This window comes from Pseudomonas fortuita (assembly GCF_026898135.2).
GTDB classification, from domain to species: Bacteria; Pseudomonadota; Gammaproteobacteria; order Pseudomonadales; family Pseudomonadaceae; genus Aquipseudomonas; species Aquipseudomonas fortuita.
In genome coordinates this window covers 2,805,996-2,824,013 of the sequence record NZ_CP114035.2, presented here as the reverse complement: position 1 = coordinate 2,824,013, position 18,018 = coordinate 2,805,996, and the positions used below count along the sequence as shown (strand labels likewise).

Genomic DNA, 18,018 nt, shown 5'->3' with positions numbered 1-18,018 from the left:
TTTTGCGATGGACCGACGTGCATGAGCCAACTCCCCCTGCCCCCCGCCAGCGAAGCCGGAGGCGCCGCGCCGCAGTTCCTGGGCACACGCATCCGCGGCCTGCGCAAGCGCCGCGGCATGACCTTGGCGGAGCTGGCTGCGCACAGTGAGCTGACCGCCGGCTACATCAGCCAGTTGGAGCGCAACCTCTCCTACCCGTCAATCCCGGCGCTGTTCAACATCGCCCGCAGCCTGGGCGTGACCATCCAGTGGTTCTTCGCCAGCGAGGCCACCCCTGCGCCCGAGGACCAGGGCTATGTCGTGCGGCGCAACAGCCGCCTGAGCGTGCACTATGAAGATGGCATCGTCGATCAGTTGCTCACCCCCCAGCCCAACCGCCAGCTTGAGATCCTGCACTCGCGCTTCCCCCCAGGCACCTACAGCCAGCAAAGCTACAGCCATGAGGGCGAAGAAGCCGGCTACATCCTGAGCGGCAGCTTCGAGCTGTGGGTGGGCGAACGCCATTTTCAGCTGGGTGAAGGCGACAGTTTCAGCTTCTCCAGCCAGGAGCCGCACCGCTACGGCAACCCCGGTGAGGTGGATGCCGTGGTGATCTGGGTGATCACACCGCCAACATTCTGAAGCACGCCTGACGGTTGCTCCCCCAATGTTCACGCTGGCGGTTACGGACTGGCTCAGGCAGCAGCAAACAGCGCGTTGGCAATCTGCGCCTGTGCAGCATCAATTGCTTGTGTGCGGTGCTCCGGGCCATAAGCCAGGCCATGGGCGCGAACGATTTCCAGGTCGGTGACACCGATAAAGCCCAGGAACACTTTCAGGAAGTCTTCATGCCCGGCGCCGCTCGGCTGGCCAGCGTGCAGGCCACCGGCAGTGGACACCAGTACCACTTTCTTGTTGCCGCACAGGCCTTCCGGGCCCGCTTCGGTGTAGCGGAAGGTCTTGCCGGCAACGGCAACGCGGTCGATCCAGGCCTTGAGCTGGGTCGGTACGGTGAAGTTGTACATCGGCGCACCAATCACCACAGCATCGGCGGCCAGGAATTCTTCCAGGGTTTGCGCGCTCAGCTTGGCCTCGAAGGCCTGGGCTGCATCGCGCATGTCCTCAGGGGTACCTGCGGCTACCAAGGTCGCGGCAGAGAAGTGTGCAATGGCGTCGGCGGCCAGGTCGCGGTACAGCACCTCCACGCTTGGGTCAGCGGCTTTCCAGGCTTCGACCACTTCACGGCTCAGCTGGCGGGAGGCGGAATTGTCGCCCAGGATGCTCGAATCGATGTGCAACAGTTTCATGGGACTCTCCTGTGATTGAAGACCGCAGCGTTAGGCGATCACGATGGAGAGAATCCTACAGAGATGAGTAATGGGTGATAAGGCGGCAAATATGCGCTAGTTTGTCCCACAGGTGGAACAGTGAGACATTCTCATGCAAGACCTCAACGACCTTTTCTACTTTGCCCGCGTGGTCGAAGCCGGCGGTTTTGCCGCCGCCGGGCGTCAATTGGGCATCCCCAAATCGCGCCTGTCGCGGCGGATTGCCGAGCTGGAAGAGCGCCTGGGCACCCGCCTGCTGCAACGCACCACACGGCAGCTGAAGCTCACTGCGCTGGGCGAACGCTACCTGCACCACTGCCAGGCCATGCTGCTAGAGGCCGAAGCCGCCGATGAAGCCGTGGCCAGCATGAGCAGCGAGCCGCGCGGGCGCTTGCGGGTGTCATGCCCGGTGGCGTTGGCGCATGCCTTTCTGCCAGATGTGATCAGCCGCTTTCTTGCCCAGTACCCGCTGGTGCAGCTGGACATGGTGCTGCTCAACCGCCGCGTCGACCTGATTTCCGAAGGCATCGACGTCGCCCTGCGCGTACGCGACCTGGGCGACGAAGACCCGGCCCTGGTGACTCGTCGCCTGCGCCAGGCGCAGATGCAACTGGTGGCCGCGCCCGGTTTCGCCGACCACATCCGCGAACCGGGTGAGCTGGCGTCACTGCCAGTACTGGGCGCCGCCGAAGCAGACCGGCTGGTGCACTTGCGCCTGCTCGGCCCGCATGGCAAACAGCATGAAATTGCCTTGGAGCCGCGCTTGGCCATAGATGATTTCGTAGTACGTAACGCCGCTGTACGGGCCGGCTTGGGGTTCACCGCGCTGCCCAGCATGTTCTGCGAAGAAGAGCTTGAGCGCGGCGAACTGGTGCGCCTGCTGCCAGACTGGTCACTGCCAGGCGGCTACCTGCAGGCGGTGTACCCGCACCGGCGCGGCGTACTGCCTGCGGTGCGGGTGTGGATTGATCACCTGGCGGCATCATTCGAGGCCTGTGGAGAGCGGTATGTCTGAAAGGAAGATGAGCGAAGCCCAGGTGGCCGCGTTTTGCCTGAGCCTTCCGGGTGCACGGGAAGACTACAAGTGGGGCGGCATCCGGGTGTTCTCGGTGGCGGGCAACAAGATGTTCGCGGTGCTCGACCTGGCGGGTGCGGGGCTGTCGTTCAAAGTGGCCGATGAGCTGTTTCTGGGCTACTGCGATCGCCCAGGGGTGCGGCCTGCGCCTTATCTGGCGCGGGCGCGGTGGATCAGCATGGCGCTGCCCTACCCCATGGGGCGTGATGAGCTGTGTGATGTGTTGCAGCGTTCGCATCAACTGGTGGTGCGGCGATTGCCCAAGCGGTTGCAGGCAGGGTTGTTGATCTAGTCAGCCTGTATCGGCCTCTTCGCGGGCAAGCCGGCGAAGAGGCCGATACAGGCAAAAATCAATTGAAAGGCAGATAACGCCCCTCAAAAAACAGCCAGTGGGCCCAGAACACCTGATGCATCAGCACAATCCCCCAGAACACCAACTGGTACGAAACCTTACGGGTTTTATGCCGGAACAACTGCTGGGCCAATAGCGCACCCGGCCATCCACCCAGCAATTCGCTGGCGTGCAGCACCTTTTCTGGGGTGCGCCAGGCCTGCGCCCGCGCCTGCTGTTTATCCTGCCAGTACAGCAACAGGCTGATGAGGCTCATTGCCGGGTACAGCGCCAACGGCCACCAGGCCTGATGGCTCCACCCCATGCGTACCGCTCCCAAGCCGGGCAACAGGCAAAGCAAGCCCAACAGCAGCAATTTCAAGCGCACGTTGCGCACGCCGTCAGCCCTTTGCCCGCGCAGCGCCTCAGCCATGTGCTGTAGACCAGTCAACCCAGCCGAACTGCCAGGTCGCCAGAATCAACAGCCCGAAAACGATGCGGTACCAGGCAAATGCCGCATAGCTGTGGTTGGCAATGAACTTGAGCAGCGCACGCACCGCGATCATGGCGAAAATGAACGAAGTCACGAACCCGATGGCAAACACCGGCAAGTCACTTGGCTGGAACAGGTCGCGGTACTTATAGCCCGAGTACACCGCCGCACCCACCATCGTCGGCATCGCCAGAAAGAACGAGAACTCGGTCGCCGCCTTGCGCGACAGGCCGAACAGCAGGCCACCGATAATGGTCGAGCCGGAGCGCGAAGTGCCCGGGATCATCGCCAGACACTGGACGAAACCGATCTTCAGCGCATCGCTCCAGCGCATGTCGTCTACATGGTCGACCTGCACGCGGTGCTCGCGACGCTCAGCCCAGAGCATGATGATGCCGCCTACCACCAGTGCCGTCGCCACGGTGACCGGGTTGAACAGGTACTCATGAATCAGGTCGGCGAACAATACGCCCAGTACCACCGCCGGCAAGAACGCCAACAGCAGGTTACCGGTGAAACGCCGTGCCTTGGGCTGGCTGGTCAGACCAGATACCACATCGAGAATCTTGCCGCGAAACGCCCACACCACTGCCAGGATCGCCGCCAGCTGAATGATGATGTTGAAAGCCATGGCCCGTTCACCGCCAAACCCTATCAAGTCGGCGACGATAATCTGGTGCCCGGTGCTGGAGATCGGCAGAAACTCCGTCAGCCCTTCGACCACGCCTAAGATGATTGCCTGAAAGGCAGTCCAAAAATCCATCATTCCCCCGGATGGAGCGCTGCCTGTTGCACGCCCCTTGTTCTTGATTTGCTTGAAGTTGCCGCACGCGGCCCGGCTGTTTTACAGCGACTGTTGGTCGCAACGCCAGTAGAAAAGTTCACGGCTGCTAAAGGTTTCATCTTGCGCGGCCGAAATCCTGACAGAGCCCCTTTGCAATCGCTTTACGCGATCTGCTACAGACTCTGACAAAGATAGCACCTAGCCATTAGTCGAGTGGGGCCTTGCCGCAAAGCATGCTTGGATGCACCTCTATAAAAAGAACAATGCGGGAGCTCGTGGATGAATACCTTGAGATCAATGTCGATCAGCCGTCGCTTGTGGCTGATCCTTGTAGTGGCAGTGGCCATGCTGGTGGTGCTGGGCCTGCTGATGCTGCGCCAGATCCACGGTGACCTGTACCAGGCCAAGGCGGAGAAGACCCGCCACGTGGTGCAGACAGCAGCCGGTGTGCTGGCCTATTACCAGGGGCTGGAGGCGGCCGGTGCACTCAGCCGCGAAGCCGCCCAGCAACAGGCGCTGCAAGTGGTGCGAGCGCTGCGCTACGACCACGACGACTATTTCTGGATCAACGACCTGGGGCCGAAGATGATCATGCATCCGGCCAACCCCAAGCTTGACGGCCAGGACCTTTCGGCCATTCGCGACCCCGACGGTTTTGCCGTGTTCAACGAGATGGTCGCACTGGCCCGCCAGCAGGGCGCCGGGCCGGTGAACTACCGCTGGCCCAAGCCGGGCGCCAGCGAGCCGGTGGCCAAGACTTCCTATATACAGCTGTTCAAGCCGTGGGGCTGGATCATCGGGTCGGGCGTATACGTCGATGACGTGCAGGCCGAGTTCGCCCGCCAGCTGCGCGACGCCTCGCTGGTCGGCGTGGGCATTGCCCTGCTGATGGCGCTGGTGGTCTTGCTGATTGCCCGCAGCATCGCCCGCCCCTTGCAGGAGGCCGTGCAGGCCATGGGCAACATCGCCAGCGGCGAGAGCGACCTGACCCGGCGCCTGGATACGCATGGCCGTGACGAAATCACCCATTTGGGTGAGCACTTCAACCGTTTCAACGGCAAGCTCCAAGGGGTGGTCGGCCAGTTGCAGGGTGCAGCCCATGCATTGGCCCAGTCCGCCGGGCACGTCGGTGACAATGCGGGGGCCGCACAACAGCGCAGTGCCCAGCAATCGCTACAGATGGACCAGGTGGCCACCGCCGTGAACGAGGTGACTTACGCGGTGCAAGACGTGGCCAAGACCGCCGAACAGGCCGCCGGCGAAATGCGCACTGCCCAGCAGCAGGTGACGCACGGCCAACAGGCCATCCACGGCAGCCTGGCACAGATCGATCGGCTGTCGCTGACCATTGATCAGGCCGTTCAGGTAATCCGCGACCTGGCCGGGCACAGCACGCGCATTGGCGGCGTGCTGGATGTCATCCGTTCCATCGCCGAACAAACCAACCTGCTGGCGCTGAACGCGGCCATCGAGGCCGCGCGGGCCGGCGAGCAAGGCCGCGGCTTTGCCGTGGTCGCCGACGAGGTGCGCCTGCTGGCCCAGCGCACCGCGCAGTCGACGGCCGAGATCCATACCATGATCGCGCACCTGCAAAGCCAGTCGGACGCGGCGGTCAAGGCGATCGACACCAGCAGCGAAGCCTCGCGCCAGACCGTCGAGCAAGCCCGCGAGGCCGGCGCCAGCCTGGATGCCATCAACCAGGCGCTGAACAACCTCACCGCCTTGAATGCGTCCATTGCCAGCGCCACCTTGCAGCAGGCGCATGTGGTCGAGGAGATCAACCGCAACGTGCTGGATACCGCCGGTTTGTCCCAGCAGACTGCCGATGCGGCGCGGCAGTCCAGTGATGCCGGAGTGGCGTTGGGGCAGTTGAGCGAGGAACTGGAACAATTGCTGCGCCAGTTCCGGGTCTGACCTTCAGATTGCCGGGGGCGCTTTGCGGCCCCGGCCACCTGACGCCCTACACCTTCCCCAGCCGAACCGCTACAATCGCGCCCTTCCCTCGATAGACTCTCCAAGGATCGCCGATGTCCGGCCTTGAACTCATCGCCGCCGTCCTCGGCGTTACCGCTGTCTGGCTAACCGTCAAGCAGAACGCCTGGTGCTGGCCGATCGGGCTGGTCATGGTGCTGATCTATGGCTGGCTGTTCTTCGAAGTCAAGCTGTATTCGGGCATGCTCCTGCAACTGGCCTACGCCATCCTGCAACTGTACGGTTGGTGGCAATGGAAGCGCCCCGGCCATGCTGAAGATGCCCGCCAGGTCTCCCGCCTGCAACGCCCTGCACTGCTCAGTGGCCTGGCTGCCGGGCTGCTGTTGAGCGCAGCCCTGGGTGCAGCCATGGCCAACTGGACTGATGCCGCCCTGCCCTGGCTCGACGCCACCCTCACCGGCTTCAGCCTGGTAGCGCAACTGTGGATGGCCCAGAAGCGCCTGCAATGCTGGCCGCTGTGGGTGGTGGTGGACATCGTCTATGTGGGCCAGTACCTGCACCAGCAGCTGTATTTCACTGCGGGCTTCTTCGCCGTGCTTACCCTGATCGCCGTGCGCGGCTGGCTGGAATGGCGTCGGGATCCGGCGTTGGTACAGGCATGAACGCAGAGCAGCCCATGAAGGTCCTGGTACTGTGCGGCCCCGAATCCAGTGGCAAGAGCTGGCTCAGTGGTGTGATTCAGGCGCATTTCGGCGGCGTGGTGGTGCCCGAGTACGTGCGCCACTTCATCGACCAAGAGTGCCGCGATACCTGCTACGCCGATATCCCCACCATCGCCCGGGGCCAGCTGGCCTGGGAGGACCGGGCCCGCGAGCAGGCCCCGCCACTGCTGATCCTTGACACCCACCTGCTCAGCAACATGCTCTGGAGCCACGCCTTGTTCGATGACTGCCCGCCCTGGCTGGAACAGGCACTGCTTGCCCGGCGTTACGACCTGCACCTGCTGCTGAGCCCACAAGGCGTGGACTGGGTTGCTGATGGCCAGCGTAGCCAGCCCGATCTCAACGACCGCCAACGCTTTTTCAACGACAGCCTGGCTTGGCTCAAGCGGCACCACCAGCCACACCAGATACTTGAAGGCAATTGGCCACAGCGCCAATTGCTGGCCCTGCAAGCGGTTGCTACACTGCTTAATAGCGATACGCCAGCATGCCCGACCGAGTGTTAAGCCTCTGAGACACACCGGTGGGGCAAAGCCCCCGAAAATGCGGGGCCTGCCCCCGCATCGGGGTCACTGTCAAGCCAGTGAAACACCCCTGCAAAAACCCTTCCAGTCAAAGCCACTGCTGGCTTGGCCAGCAATCCCCCGGGCTATCTGTATCAACCCTGAGACAGAATACGCCGCAGATTCTCAGCCCTTTGCTTTAACCCATTGATCTGCAAACGCTTCTCAAAAGCGGCACACCTTCTGCTCTGTTGTTCGCATCGCTGAACAGGGCCAGCGCACAAAGAAGGAGTTGCCGTCGTGAGGAAGAGTGACAAACGCCTCTATCACCTGGTACTGCTGGGTTGTGTATTCGGGTCACTGAGCCTGACGGCCCAGGCGGACAACGGGATCATCATCATCAAGCGCGATGTGCAGGTGCGCAATGCGACGATACCGCCCCTGATCCCTGACCCGAGCCCTACTACAGTCAATGCCAACCCTTCTGCCTACGTGCTCAAGCAGACCAACGAGCTGAGTGATGGCGATTTCGCCAGCATCAGCAGTGGCGCAGGCATCAGCAACATGATCACCCAGCAAACCAACAACCTGGGTGGCCACCTCGGCAATCAGAACCAACTGCCCAACCTGTCGGGTGGGCGCGGCACCGGGGGATCGGGCAACGGGATCGCGAACATGGTCAACTCAAGTGTTCAGCGCGGGCTCGCTCCGTTGCAGATCCTGACAGGCGGGGGCAAGTGAGATGAAGCACATGCTGCTGATTCTGGCCACCCTGTGCAGTGCGCCAGCCCTCGCCCAGTCCCTGGTGCCCGTCATCAACAACGCCGACATCGACGATTCCGGCAGCCGCTATCAGGGCAACCTCTCTGTCAACCAGGCCGCGGGTGACAAGCAGCAACAGGTCAATGCCCGCGCCATCGCCGTCGGGCCGCAAGCGAACGCCAGCACACAGATCCGGCAACGGCTCAACACGCCGGCTGACCCTGCGATGGATGCCCGCTCAACCATTCAAGGCAACGCATTCAGCAACGGCAGTGGCGCACTGGGTGTCAACCAGAGCGCCGGTGCCAATACCCAGCAAGCCAATGCCCTGAGCATCAGCCTCAGCGCTCAACCGCAAAGCATCGACGACAGCGTCCTCATGCAGCAGAACGTGGCGCTGCTCAACAACTCCGATCCAGCTGACACCGCACTCGGCCATCGCCAGGTCACCACCAGTGACCAGGCATTCACCGGTAGCCGTGGGGTGATCCAGCTGAATCAGAGTGCCGGGGTGGGAAACCGAATGGCCAACACCTTGAGCATCCGGGTCGCGGATTGACCCAATCAGTTAAGAACAACACTTAACCTAATAAAGTACGGAGAATCACCATGAAACCCTCGATGGCAATCAAGCCTCTGGTGTTCGCAATTGCTGCGGTCATGGCTGTTGCTGTACAAGCTGGACAAAACGATCGGCGCAACGACCACCACAACGGCCACAATAACAATGGTCAGCACACGCCTCCACCCACCAAGATCCCTGTGTATGCAACGGCCAATGCCTGGGATACCCAAAGCAGCACCAACAATCGCATCAGCAATCAAGGCACCATCAACGAAGCCGAGATGAGTGACTCGGGCACAGGCTCCAGCGGCAACGTTGGTATCAACGTCGCCGCCGGTAACGGCAACCAGCAAGACAACGCCGCTGCCATCGCCAATGCCGGCTCCGAGTCGAGCCTGGACAACAGCTTCGTGTTCGGCATGGCCAATGCCACTGCCGACGTTGAGCAAACCAGCAGAAACAACCGGGTCGACAACTATTCGACCCAGTCTTCGGCTGTGATGAGCGGCTCGGCCAGCGGGGCTGAGGGCAACATCGGCATCAACATTGCCGGTGGCGACCTCAACCAACAGAAAAACACCATGGCCATCGCCAACACGGGTGCCCCACTGGGTAACGCCACTGCCACTGCTTCCGCCAACCAGGACGGCCCAGGCCTGACTGTGAACAACAGCGCAGACCGCACCTACCGGGTTGATACGATTACCATCACCACTTCGGCAAGCGGTTCGAGCTCGCGCGATGGCACGTTCAACTCGACCGACGACCGCAGCTCGTCGTCGAGCTTCAGCGTGGCCGGCTCGCAAAGCGCCAGCTCCAGCGGCTCCAGTGGCTGGAACTCCAGCGGCTCGGCATCCAGCAATGCCAGCGGGTCCAACAGTTCGACCGCAAGCGGCTCTAACAGCTGGGGTGCCAGCGGCTCTGCCAGCGGTAGCAACAGCTCGTCGAGCAGCGCCAACCTGAACGCTTCGCTGGATGCAGCAGCCAACGCTACGCGTACCCTTACCACCGATGATGGCCGTCGCGAACGCACCCGCTCCAGCAGCTTCGATGGTTCGCTGAATGCGTCGCTGGACGTATCGGTCGACAAGTCGCACGAAAGTGCATACGACTCGTCGTTCGAGAAAGCATTCGACTCCAACTACGACAAGTCGCATCAATCGTCGTACGACAAGTCCAAGGACTCTTCGTACACCAAGTCGCACGACTCTTCGTACGAGAATGCTTCGGCGTCTGACTTCTCGAAGTCTGGCGAAAAATCGAAACAATCCTCGAACGACGTTTCGAAGAGCTACAGCGAAAGCAGTGCTTACGACTTGAGCAATACCGTGTCCTTCCAAGTGCTGACCCCGACCGGCTGGGCCAACCCTGTTACCAATACTGCAACCCTTAGCGGTTCGGTGAACGGTGGCAGCGGCAACCTGGGCGTGAACGTGGCGGCCGGTGTGGGCAACCAGCAGAGCAACTCGCTGGCCATCTCCAACACCTCGTTCTAAACGCTGCGCTTGAGGCCCCCTCCGGGGGGCCTTTCTCCAACACACCGTAAGGCACCCGATCATGCGTATTTTCGCCTTGGCGTTTTTGCTGTGCCTGGCCAGCGTGAGCGAAGCTGCACAAATGCCGCTGTCCGTCCTGCCGGGCGGCGCCGTGGTGTTCAAGCCTCTCCAGAGCGTGCGCGAACGCAAATTCGCCGACCTGGTGCAACAAAAAACCGACTTCAGCTGCGGCGCCGCCGCGCTGGCCACCATTCTGCGCCAGGCCTACTGGCTGGATGTGGACGAACATCAGATCATCGAAGGCATGCTGGCCCACGCCGACCAGAACCTGGTGCGCACGCAAGGCTTCTCGATGCTCGACATGAAACGCTACGTCGAAAGCCTGGGCATGCGTGCCCGCGGTTACCGCGTGGCACCCGACACCCTGCACAGCGTGCGCATCCCGGTCGTGGTGCTGATGGATGTGCGTGGCTACAAGCACTTCGTGGTCATGCAGAAGGTCGACAAAGGCTGGGTCTACATCGGTGACCCGGTACTGGGCCACAAACGCTACAAAGTCGAAGACTTCCTCAAGGGCTGGAACGGCATCATCTTCGCCGTGATCGGTCAGGGTTACGACAAGAACAACATCCTGCTCGACCCGCCCCTGCCCCTGACCGCCAAGGGCCGGGTGGACACCTTCACCCCGGTGAAGGACAACGAGCTGCTGGACTTCGGCTTCATCAAAAGCGACTTCTTCTAACGACTGTTCTAATGACAAGGAGCATGATGCTCCAGGGAGCATTTCATGAAGACTTCATTGTGGCTGGCCATGGCCTGCCTGGCTGCCAGCTTGCCAAGCCACGCCGAGGCGTTGAAACCCATTGAACTGAAGGACCAGGAGTTGGCAAACCTGCGTGGCCGCTATGTGATGCCGGGGCGGATCGTCAGCTTCGGCATCGTCATGAGCAGCACCTGGCAAAACGCCAAGGGCGATGTGATCGGGGCGACCTCCACGCTTCAAGTTCAGCAATCGACCATCAAGCCCCAGTTCTATGTATCGATGATTGATGAAAAAGGTACAGGTACTGCCTCGACCAGTGCGCCCTCTGCCGGGACTGGCGTGGTCACCGGCGGCAATGGCCTTGCCACTACCGAGGGTGTGACCCAGGTGGTACGTGCGGCCGGCGACAACAACACTGCATACAACAACGTCGATATCAACGTTACCAAGGCCAACCAGGCCCCCGCCGTGCAACAGCAAGGCCAGGTGCTGGCCGCCGGCCAGACCCTGCTCGGGGAAAACGGCGCCGGCTCGCTCAGCGTGTCTTCAAGCGGCGTAGGTGTGCAGCTCAACATCAATGCCAGCAACAACCAGGGCAGCAGCGTGCAGCGCCTGGCCCAGGGGGGGCTGATGCAGAATTCGACTTTGCTCGGCAACGGCAACCGGGTCAACAACATGACATCGTTGAATGTCGTCATGCGCGAGAACGTGCCGACAGCGGCTTCGCTCAATGGCAGCCTTGACCAGCTCAAAGGTCTTCGCACTTTCGGATACTGATCTACGCTCAGTCTCATCAAAAGTAGTTGGAAGGGACGGCAACTCCATGTACCGATCTTTAACGCTCAGAGCTTTTGTGTGTTTGACTACCCTGGCCCCCGCCACCGCACTCTACGCAGCCGCCGATCCACAAGTGGAAGCGCTGAAACAGGAACTGATCGAGCTCAAACGCCGCTACGAGGCCCAGCAACAGGCACTGATGGTACTTGAACAGCGGGTGCGCCAGGTCGAGGAGGCCCCGGCAGCGGCGCCGCCCAAGCGCCTGGTCAAGTCCCCCGCCGAAGGGGTCAAAGGCGCGCAGACCGTCGCGTCAGGCACACCGGGGGCCACAGGCAGCTCCTACGGCCAGGCGCTGACGGCCGATTCCGAACCGGCGCAAAGCGTTTCCAACCTGTACGACGAAGCCAGCGGATTCTTTGGCGGAGGCAAGTTCAGCTTCGAAACGGGTGTTACCTATACCCATTACGATACCCGTGCGCTGACGCTCAATGGCTTCCTGGCGCTGGATTCGATCTTCCTCGGCAGCATCAACCTTGACCGGATCAAGGCCGACAACTGGACCCTGGACATGACCGCGCGCTACAACCTGGCGCAGCGCTGGCAGTTCGACATAAACGTCCCCGTGGTGTACCGCGAATCAACTTACTCTTCCGGCGGTGCGGGAGGCGCCGGGGCCAGTACCTCCGATGCAACCGTCACGCGCGACCCGGAAATCGGCGACATCAACGTTGGCGTGGCCTATAAGTTCCTCGACGAGGACGAAACCTGGCCTGACGCCGTTGCCACCCTGCGGGTCAAGGCGCCGACCGGCAAGGACCCCTATGGCATCAAGCTGCGCGAAGTGGACGGCAACAGCAACCTGTCCGTCCCGGACAGCCTGCCGACCGGCAACGGCGTGTGGTCGATCACGCCAGGCATCTCGCTGGTCAAGACCTTCGACCCGGCGGTGCTGTTCGGCAGCCTCTCGTACACCTACAACATGCAGGACTCGTTCAGCGACATCAGCCCGCAGGTCAACAGCAAGGTGCCGGGTGACGTGAAGCTGGGCGACTCCTGGCAAATTGGCGGCGGTATCGCTTTTGCCCTGAACGAGAAGATGAGCATGTCGTTCTCGGTGTCTGACCAGTTTGCCCGCAAGAGCAAGATCAAGCCGGACGGTGGCGACTGGCAGTCGATCTCCAACAGTGACTACAACGCCGCCAACTTCAACATCGGCCTGACCTTCGCCGCCACCAACAACCTGACCATCGTACCCAACCTGTCCATTGGTCTGACCGACGATGCCCCCGACTTTTCCTTCAGCCTGAAATTCCCTTACTACTTCTGAGGCTTGCCCTCGGCCAGGCCCGCGCTAGCGGGCCCGGCTTTTGGTTACCAGCCTTGTAGCAAACCGCTTTCCCTTCCCCGGCCTGTTATCATCCAGCACAGATGCATGACGATTTAATGGCAAAAGGGAAGTTTTTGTGAAGAACCTGTCAGACCACCCGCGTACCCGGCTTGCCGCGTTGGCAGCCTTGGTACTGGTGATCCCACTGGGTACGCGCGCCATGCTGGGCTGGTCCAACCCGCTCGGCTACCTGTCCGACCTCGCCCTCGGCAGCCTGCTGGTATTGCTGCTGCACCGTCGGCCATGGTGGCTGGCCCTGCCGGTGCTGCTGGCCTGGGCAGCGCTGTGGGTGGCTTCGGCCGAACTGGTTAGCGCGGTAGGCCGGCTGCCAACCAGCGCCGACCTGACCTACCTGGTCGACCCGCAATTCATGGAAAATTCGACAGGTGGCGGCCTGGCGCACCCCTGGCTGCCCCTGACCCTTACTGTCGGCCTTCTGGGCTGGCTGGTCACCGTCTGGCGCGGCCGTACCCAACGCAGCATGCCGCTGCCCCGCAAGGCATGGGCCATTCCAGTGCTGCTGTTCGGTGCTCACTGGGGCAGCCAGCAGTTGGCACCCACCGACGCCGACCAGTGGCGGCAGTACAACCTCACTCACCAACTGATGTCAGCCGGTGTCGGCAGCCTGGAGCGCACGGTCGAAGGCTGGATGGGCCACACGCAAACCTTCACACCGCTGGCCAGCAGTGGCCTGACCCAATCCGACCTGAACGGGCAGCGGCTACTGGCCGGGCCAGGCAGCGCTCGCAACCTGCTGGTCATCACGGTGGAAGGTATCCCCGGCGCCTACCTGCGGCCCAACCGCCAGGCCCTGCACAGCCGCTTCGACGAAGACCTGATGCCAAAGCTCAGCCAATGGGCCGAGCGCGGCATGAACACACCGGACTACGTGCTGCATACCCACCAGACCATCCGCGGCCTGTACGCGATGCTGTGTGGTGATTACGACAAGCTGGCCAATGGCACGCCCAAAGGCGTAGAGCTGCTGACCCAGAACGAACGCAACCAGGCCTGCCTGCCAGCGCAACTGCGCCAGGCTGGCTTCACCACCCACTACCTGCAAGGTGCCGGCCTGCGCTTCATGGCCAAGGACCGCATCATGCCGCATATCGGTTTCGACTCGGTGCATGGCCTGGAGTGGTTCCGCAACAAGAACTACCTGGACTTCCCGTGGGGCAAGGATGACCGGGCGTTTTTCGAAGGGGCGCTGGACTATGTCGGCCAATTGCAGAAACAGGACAAGCCATGGATGCTGACCCTGCTCACGGTGGGTACCCACCAGCCTTACTCCGCCCCAGCCGAGTACCTTGAGCGCTATGCCACGCCAAAACAGGCAGCGGTTGCCTACCTGGACGACGCGCTGGGGGCTTTCCTCGACAACCTCGAACGCCAAGGCGTGCTAAAAGACACCCTGGTGGTAGTGACCTCCGACGAGTCCCATGGCATCGACGGCGTGCGCCTGGCGTCGTCCTGGGGCTTCAACCTCACCCTGGCGCCAGAGCAGGCGCAGTTGCCGCCTGTCAAACGCGGCACCTATGGCCATATCGATATGGCCACTTCCCTGCTCGACTACTTTGCGCTGCCTATCCCCATGGCGCTTGGCGGCCGTTCGCTGTACCGCGACTACGACACGGGCCGCGAGATGATTTCCTACACCAACGGCATGCTGCGCTACCACGACGGGCAGGGCGTCTTCACCGAGTGTGACTTCCAGCAACGCTGCCGGCGTTACGCCAGCGAGGGTTTCATTGCCGACCAGGCCCGCTACCTGGGCCAGGGTGACAGCTTGCTGGGCCAGCAGATCGGCGCCCTGGCCGGGGTGCTCGACCAGTCACTGCTGCAAACCCCGCTCAACCTGCGTTACCAGTTCGGCGGCCCTTCGCCGATCAAGTTGCGCAAGCGCATTCACGATGACTGGGCCGATAACCTGATCGGCGCCCAGTACCTGGAAATGCCGGGAGGCTCTCATACCCGCGTGCGGGTCAAGGTGCGCTCGCTGGACCCCAAGCGTGTGGCCTACATCCAGCTCAAGGCCAAGCAACTGGAACAGGACGTACCGCTGGGCTTGCCTGCTGAACTGAGGGTCACCGCCGACGAACCCCTGGAAATGGAGTTCAGCTTTGACAACCCGACCGAGCGCAAAGCGTTTTCCTTTCACTTGCTAGGCTACGGCGGCGGCAAGGTTGAAGTCAGCGACTTCAGCGTGATCACCGCGCTGCCCGGCGAAGATGACGCAGAAGATGAACTGGCCGAGGGGCATATCGCCCATTCGGGCTGAGCGACGTACCGCTCATCGCATGGCCACCGGTGCCTGTCGAATAGAACAGAGCGTGCTCGTCTAGTGTGTGAATCCCCCAGCGTGGAGACAGCACCATGAGCACAAGCGAAAGCAGGCATCCGGTGGCTTCCCGTAGCCAGTGGCTGGCGGCCCGCCAGCAACTGTGGCTGCACGAAAAAGCCTTTACCCATCACCGCGACGCATTGGCAGCAGCCCGTCGCGCCCTGCCCTGGGTCAGGGTCGAGCACGACTATCAGTTCCAGGGGCCGGACGGCGAACTGAGCCTGGCCGACCTGTTTGCGGGGCGCAGCCAGCTGTTGCTTTACCACTTCATGTTCGCCGAGGGCTGGAGCGAAGGCTGCCCCGGCTGCTCGTTCCTGGCCGACCATTTTGACGGTGCCAACCTGCACCTTGCTCACCACGATGTGTCGCTGGTGGCGGTATCGCGAGCGCCGTATGCCGAGTTTCAGGCGTTCCGTCGGCGCATGGGCTGGCAGTTTCCCTGGTACTCGTCACAGGGCAGTGGTTTCAACGAGGACTTTGGCGTCAGTGTCGCCAGCGAGGGTGAACGGCAGTACAACTATGCGCCGTATGACGGCAGTGAAAGCGAACTGCCCGGCTTGAGTGCGTTTTACCGCGAACCGGACGGCAGCGTGTACCACACCTACTCCACCTACGCCCGCGGGTTGGACATTCTGGTCAACACGTACAACTTCCTGGACATTGCGCCACTGGGGCGCAACGAAAGCGGGACTATGGACTGGGTGCGGCACCATGACCGCTATGAAGGGCAGCCAGACAAGCCACACTGCTGCCACAACTGACCAAACCAGACGCAATCGTTGCTGGAGCGGCCTTGTGTCGCGAAAGGGCTGCAAAGCAGCCCCCGGATTTCAGCGCGGACGCGAATACTGCCGGGGCCGCTTCGCGGCCCTTTCGCGACACAAGGCCGCTCCTGCAAGAGCCCGCGCAGTACGGATATCGCTATTAGCCACGCACACCCAGCATCCCGCGCTCGACAATGAAATCAATCACTGCCTGCAACCCCTCACCCTTCTTCAGGTTGCTGAAGGTCCACGGCCGCTGCGGGCGCATGCGCTGGGTGTCGCGCTCCATCACTTCCAATGAAGCCCCTACATAAGGCGCCAGGTCGGTCTTGTTGATCACCAGGAAGTCCGACTTGGTAATGCCTGGCCCACCCTTGCGCGGAATCTTCTCGCCTTCGGCCACGTCGATCACGTAAATGGTCAGGTCAGCGAGCTCCGGGCTGAACGTGGCGCTGAGGTTGTCACCGCCGCTTTCGACGAAAATCACTTCAAGGTTGCCAAACTTGCGCGCCAGCGCCTCGACGGCAGCCAGGTTCATCGAGGCGTCTTCGCGGATCGCCGTGTGCGGGCAGCCGCCCGTTTCCACGCCCACAATGCGCTCCGGCTCCAGGGCGCCAGCCTCGGTCAGGATGCGCTGGTCTTCCTTGGTGTAGATGTCGTTGGTGACCACGGCGATCTGGTAATGGTCGCGCATGGCCTTGCACAACGCTTCCAGCAGTGCAGTCTTGCCGGAACCGACCGGGCCGCCGACACCGACGCGCAGGGGTTGTTGATAGCTTTGCATGAAGGCAGTCCTCAGGAACGGAACAAACGGGTGTATTGAGTTTCGTGACGCGATGACGCAATGGCCAGCAATGGCAGGCCGCCACCGAGCTGGTCATCGCCCAGGGCCAATGCCCGGTCGAGGGCTGCCGGCAAGCCGGTGCCCAGGTCGCGCAGCAAGGTCTGGGCAGCCTGCTGGCCGAAAGGCACCAGCTTGACTCCGGCCATTACCGCGCCCTCCAGCCAGGCAAAGCCATAGCCGAGGGCCAGCGGGCGCAGCGGGATTGCCCAGTGCGCAGCCAGCCAGGCCATGCCGCCCAGTTGAGTCAATTCAAGGCTGGCACGCCAGGCCGGGGCCTGGCCCAATTGCCAGCCATCAAGCAGCCGGGCCAGCGCCGCGCCGCGCTGCTGTTCTTCCAGGCGCAACTCGGCGGTCTCGCGGTTGGCCAGCAGAAAACGGCTCCAGTGGGCGAACGCCGCGGCATCCTCGCCCTGGCAAGCGTGGTACAGACGCGCCAGCACCGGCCAGTCGAGGCAGGCCAAGGTGTCATCGACCTGCTCCCGCTGCCAGGCCGCAAAACCGTCCGCGCCCCTTACCCAGCCCGCCTCGACTGCCCACTCCAGACCTTGCGAGTAGGTAAAGCCCCCCACCGGCAAGCCGGGGCTGGCCAGCTGCAGCAGGCGCAGCAATGCCAGGTCGCTGTCCATCAACCGGCCAGCACCAGCGCGGCGCCGGCCAGCAAGCCACCGCCAAAGGCCTTCTGCAGGCCACTGTGCCGGCGCAACAGGCAACCGACCGCAAAGCCCGCCGCCAGCAGCAAGCCGCTGACCGCGACAAACCCTGCGCTGAATTGCCAGAACGCGCTGGGCGTGGCTTCCACCCCATGAGCCCAGCCGTGGAACAAGGCGAACACCGGCATGGCCATGGCCAGCAGCAACTGGCGGCTCGGCAGCAGCACTGCCCCGGCAGCCACCAGCAGCGACAGGGCGATCAAGGTTTCCATGCCCAGCATGTCACCAAACAGGTGGCCACACACCGCGCCGCCAAACATCGCCGCCAGGGTTGCCAGGGGCAACGTCAGGCTGCGCCCGGTCAATGCAGCGAGCACCCCGGTGCCCAGCAGCATCAGCAGGTGGTCAAGGCCGGTCAGCGGGTGCAACAGGCCGTCCTGCAGCGGGTTGCTGTCATGGCCAGGGTGGGCGAAGGCTGGCAGGGCCAGCATCAGCAGAAACAGGGCGAGCGTCTTCTTCATT

20 protein-coding genes are annotated in these 18,018 nt (G+C 62.4%); 14 read left to right on the top strand and 6 right to left on the bottom strand.

What is annotated here, in order from left to right:
• Nucleotides 1–21: 21 nt before the first annotated feature.
• Complete coding sequence (locus tag OZ911_RS12990; RefSeq protein WP_016486514.1) at nucleotides 22–621, top strand: helix-turn-helix domain-containing protein; 600 nt, start codon at nucleotides 22–24, stop codon at nucleotides 619–621.
• A 53-nt stretch (nucleotides 622–674) separates the two neighbouring features.
• Here the strand turns inward: OZ911_RS12990 and OZ911_RS12985 are convergent, their stop codons facing one another.
• The gene (locus OZ911_RS12985) at nucleotides 675–1,286 is read right to left on the bottom strand and encodes an FMN-dependent NADH-azoreductase (protein ID WP_023049322.1); all 612 of its coding nucleotides are present in this window, start codon (nucleotides 1,284–1,286) and stop codon (nucleotides 675–677) included.
• Nucleotides 1,287–1,419: 133 nt separating this feature from the next.
• Here OZ911_RS12985 and OZ911_RS12980 point away from each other — a divergent pair, with 133 nt between their 5' ends.
• Nucleotides 1,420–2,322: a LysR substrate-binding domain-containing protein gene (locus tag OZ911_RS12980; protein ID WP_023049323.1), complete on the top strand. Its 903-nt coding sequence runs from the start codon at nucleotides 1,420–1,422 to the stop codon at nucleotides 2,320–2,322.
• Nucleotides 2,315–2,674 (top strand): MmcQ/YjbR family DNA-binding protein, encoded by a 360-nt coding sequence (locus OZ911_RS12975; RefSeq protein ID WP_016486459.1) that lies wholly within the window; start codon nucleotides 2,315–2,317, stop codon nucleotides 2,672–2,674. Before OZ911_RS12980 ends, OZ911_RS12975 begins: the two co-directional genes overlap by 8 nt.
• Before the next feature lie 58 nt (nucleotides 2,675–2,732).
• On the opposite strand, the gene OZ911_RS12970 is transcribed toward OZ911_RS12975, so the two are convergent.
• Together OZ911_RS12970 and OZ911_RS12965 are read right to left on the bottom strand one after the other, a co-directional pair.
• Nucleotides 2,733–3,146, bottom strand: coding sequence for a DUF1294 domain-containing protein (locus OZ911_RS12970; protein WP_023049324.1), 414 nt, complete (start codon nucleotides 3,144–3,146; stop codon nucleotides 2,733–2,735).
• Complete coding sequence (locus OZ911_RS12965; protein WP_031312576.1) at nucleotides 3,139–3,969, bottom strand: undecaprenyl-diphosphate phosphatase; 831 nt, start codon at nucleotides 3,967–3,969, stop codon at nucleotides 3,139–3,141. Before OZ911_RS12965 ends, OZ911_RS12970 begins: the two co-directional genes overlap by 8 nt.
• A 300-nt stretch (nucleotides 3,970–4,269) precedes the next feature.
• Here OZ911_RS12965 and mcpP point away from each other — a divergent pair, with 300 nt between their 5' ends.
• The 11 genes from mcpP (at nucleotide 4,270) to OZ911_RS12910 (ending at nucleotide 15,999) form a co-directional block, all read left to right on the top strand.
• Complete coding sequence (gene mcpP / locus OZ911_RS12960) at nucleotides 4,270–5,904, top strand: methyl-accepting chemotaxis protein McpP (RefSeq protein WP_060516638.1); 1,635 nt, start codon at nucleotides 4,270–4,272, stop codon at nucleotides 5,902–5,904.
• Between the two features lie 113 nt (nucleotides 5,905–6,017).
• Nucleotides 6,018–6,584, top strand: a complete 567-nt coding sequence (gene pnuC / locus OZ911_RS12955; RefSeq protein WP_016486455.1) for a nicotinamide riboside transporter PnuC — start codon at nucleotides 6,018–6,020, stop codon at nucleotides 6,582–6,584.
• Nucleotides 6,581–7,150 (top strand): AAA family ATPase, encoded by a 570-nt coding sequence (locus OZ911_RS12950; RefSeq protein WP_016486454.1) that lies wholly within the window; start codon nucleotides 6,581–6,583, stop codon nucleotides 7,148–7,150. The genes pnuC and OZ911_RS12950 overlap by 4 nt, the downstream gene beginning before the upstream one ends.
• 297 nt (nucleotides 7,151–7,447) lie before the next feature.
• Nucleotides 7,448–7,888 carry a functional amyloid chaperone FapA gene (gene fapA, locus OZ911_RS12945; RefSeq protein WP_016486453.1) on the top strand — a complete coding sequence of 147 codons (441 nt, stop codon included), beginning with the start codon at nucleotides 7,448–7,450 and terminating at the stop codon, nucleotides 7,886–7,888.
• A gap of 1 nt (nucleotide 7,889) precedes the next feature.
• Entirely contained in the window at nucleotides 7,890–8,468 is a 579-nt protein-coding gene (gene fapB / locus OZ911_RS12940) for a fibril amyloid subunit FapB (RefSeq protein WP_016486452.1), read from the top strand.
• A gap of 50 nt (nucleotides 8,469–8,518) precedes the next feature.
• Nucleotides 8,519–9,970, top strand: a complete 1,452-nt coding sequence (gene fapC, locus OZ911_RS12935; protein WP_016486451.1) for an amyloid-like fimbrin subunit FapC — start codon at nucleotides 8,519–8,521, stop codon at nucleotides 9,968–9,970.
• A gap of 61 nt (nucleotides 9,971–10,031) precedes the next feature.
• Nucleotides 10,032–10,712 (top strand): fibril amyloid maturation endopeptidase FapD, encoded by a 681-nt coding sequence (gene fapD, locus OZ911_RS12930; RefSeq protein ID WP_016486450.1) that lies wholly within the window; start codon nucleotides 10,032–10,034, stop codon nucleotides 10,710–10,712.
• Nucleotides 10,713–10,757: 45 nt separating this feature from the next.
• A complete protein-coding gene (fapE, locus tag OZ911_RS12925) occupies nucleotides 10,758–11,510 on the top strand; it encodes a fibril amyloid subunit FapE (protein WP_016486449.1) in 753 nt (250 codons plus the stop codon).
• A gap of 46 nt (nucleotides 11,511–11,556) precedes the next feature.
• Entirely contained in the window at nucleotides 11,557–12,837 is a 1,281-nt protein-coding gene (fapF, locus tag OZ911_RS12920; protein ID WP_016486448.1) for a fibril amyloid transporter FapF, read from the top strand.
• Nucleotides 12,838–12,973: 136 nt separating this feature from the next.
• The gene (locus tag OZ911_RS12915; protein ID WP_070086626.1) at nucleotides 12,974–15,175 is read left to right on the top strand and encodes an LTA synthase family protein; all 2,202 of its coding nucleotides are present in this window, start codon (nucleotides 12,974–12,976) and stop codon (nucleotides 15,173–15,175) included.
• A 95-nt stretch (nucleotides 15,176–15,270) separates the two neighbouring features.
• Complete coding sequence (locus tag OZ911_RS12910) at nucleotides 15,271–15,999, top strand: DUF899 domain-containing protein (protein WP_023049176.1); 729 nt, start codon at nucleotides 15,271–15,273, stop codon at nucleotides 15,997–15,999.
• Nucleotides 16,000–16,162: 163 nt separating this feature from the next.
• Here the strand turns inward: OZ911_RS12910 and ureG are convergent, their stop codons facing one another.
• Genes ureG through OZ911_RS12895 form a run of 3 tightly spaced genes read right to left on the bottom strand, consistent with a single transcriptional unit; the run spans nucleotide 16,163 to nucleotide 18,017 of the window.
• Nucleotides 16,163–16,786 (bottom strand): urease accessory protein UreG, encoded by a 624-nt coding sequence (gene ureG, locus OZ911_RS12905; RefSeq protein WP_010953755.1) that lies wholly within the window; start codon nucleotides 16,784–16,786, stop codon nucleotides 16,163–16,165.
• Nucleotides 16,787–16,797: 11 nt separating this feature from the next.
• The gene (locus OZ911_RS12900) at nucleotides 16,798–17,472 is read right to left on the bottom strand and encodes an urease accessory protein UreF (RefSeq protein WP_060516645.1); all 675 of its coding nucleotides are present in this window, start codon (nucleotides 17,470–17,472) and stop codon (nucleotides 16,798–16,800) included.
• Nucleotides 17,472–18,017, bottom strand: a complete 546-nt coding sequence (locus OZ911_RS12895) for a HupE/UreJ family protein (RefSeq protein ID WP_016486444.1) — start codon at nucleotides 18,015–18,017, stop codon at nucleotides 17,472–17,474. The genes OZ911_RS12900 and OZ911_RS12895 overlap by 1 nt, the downstream gene beginning before the upstream one ends.
• Nucleotide 18,018 lies beyond the last annotated feature (1 nt).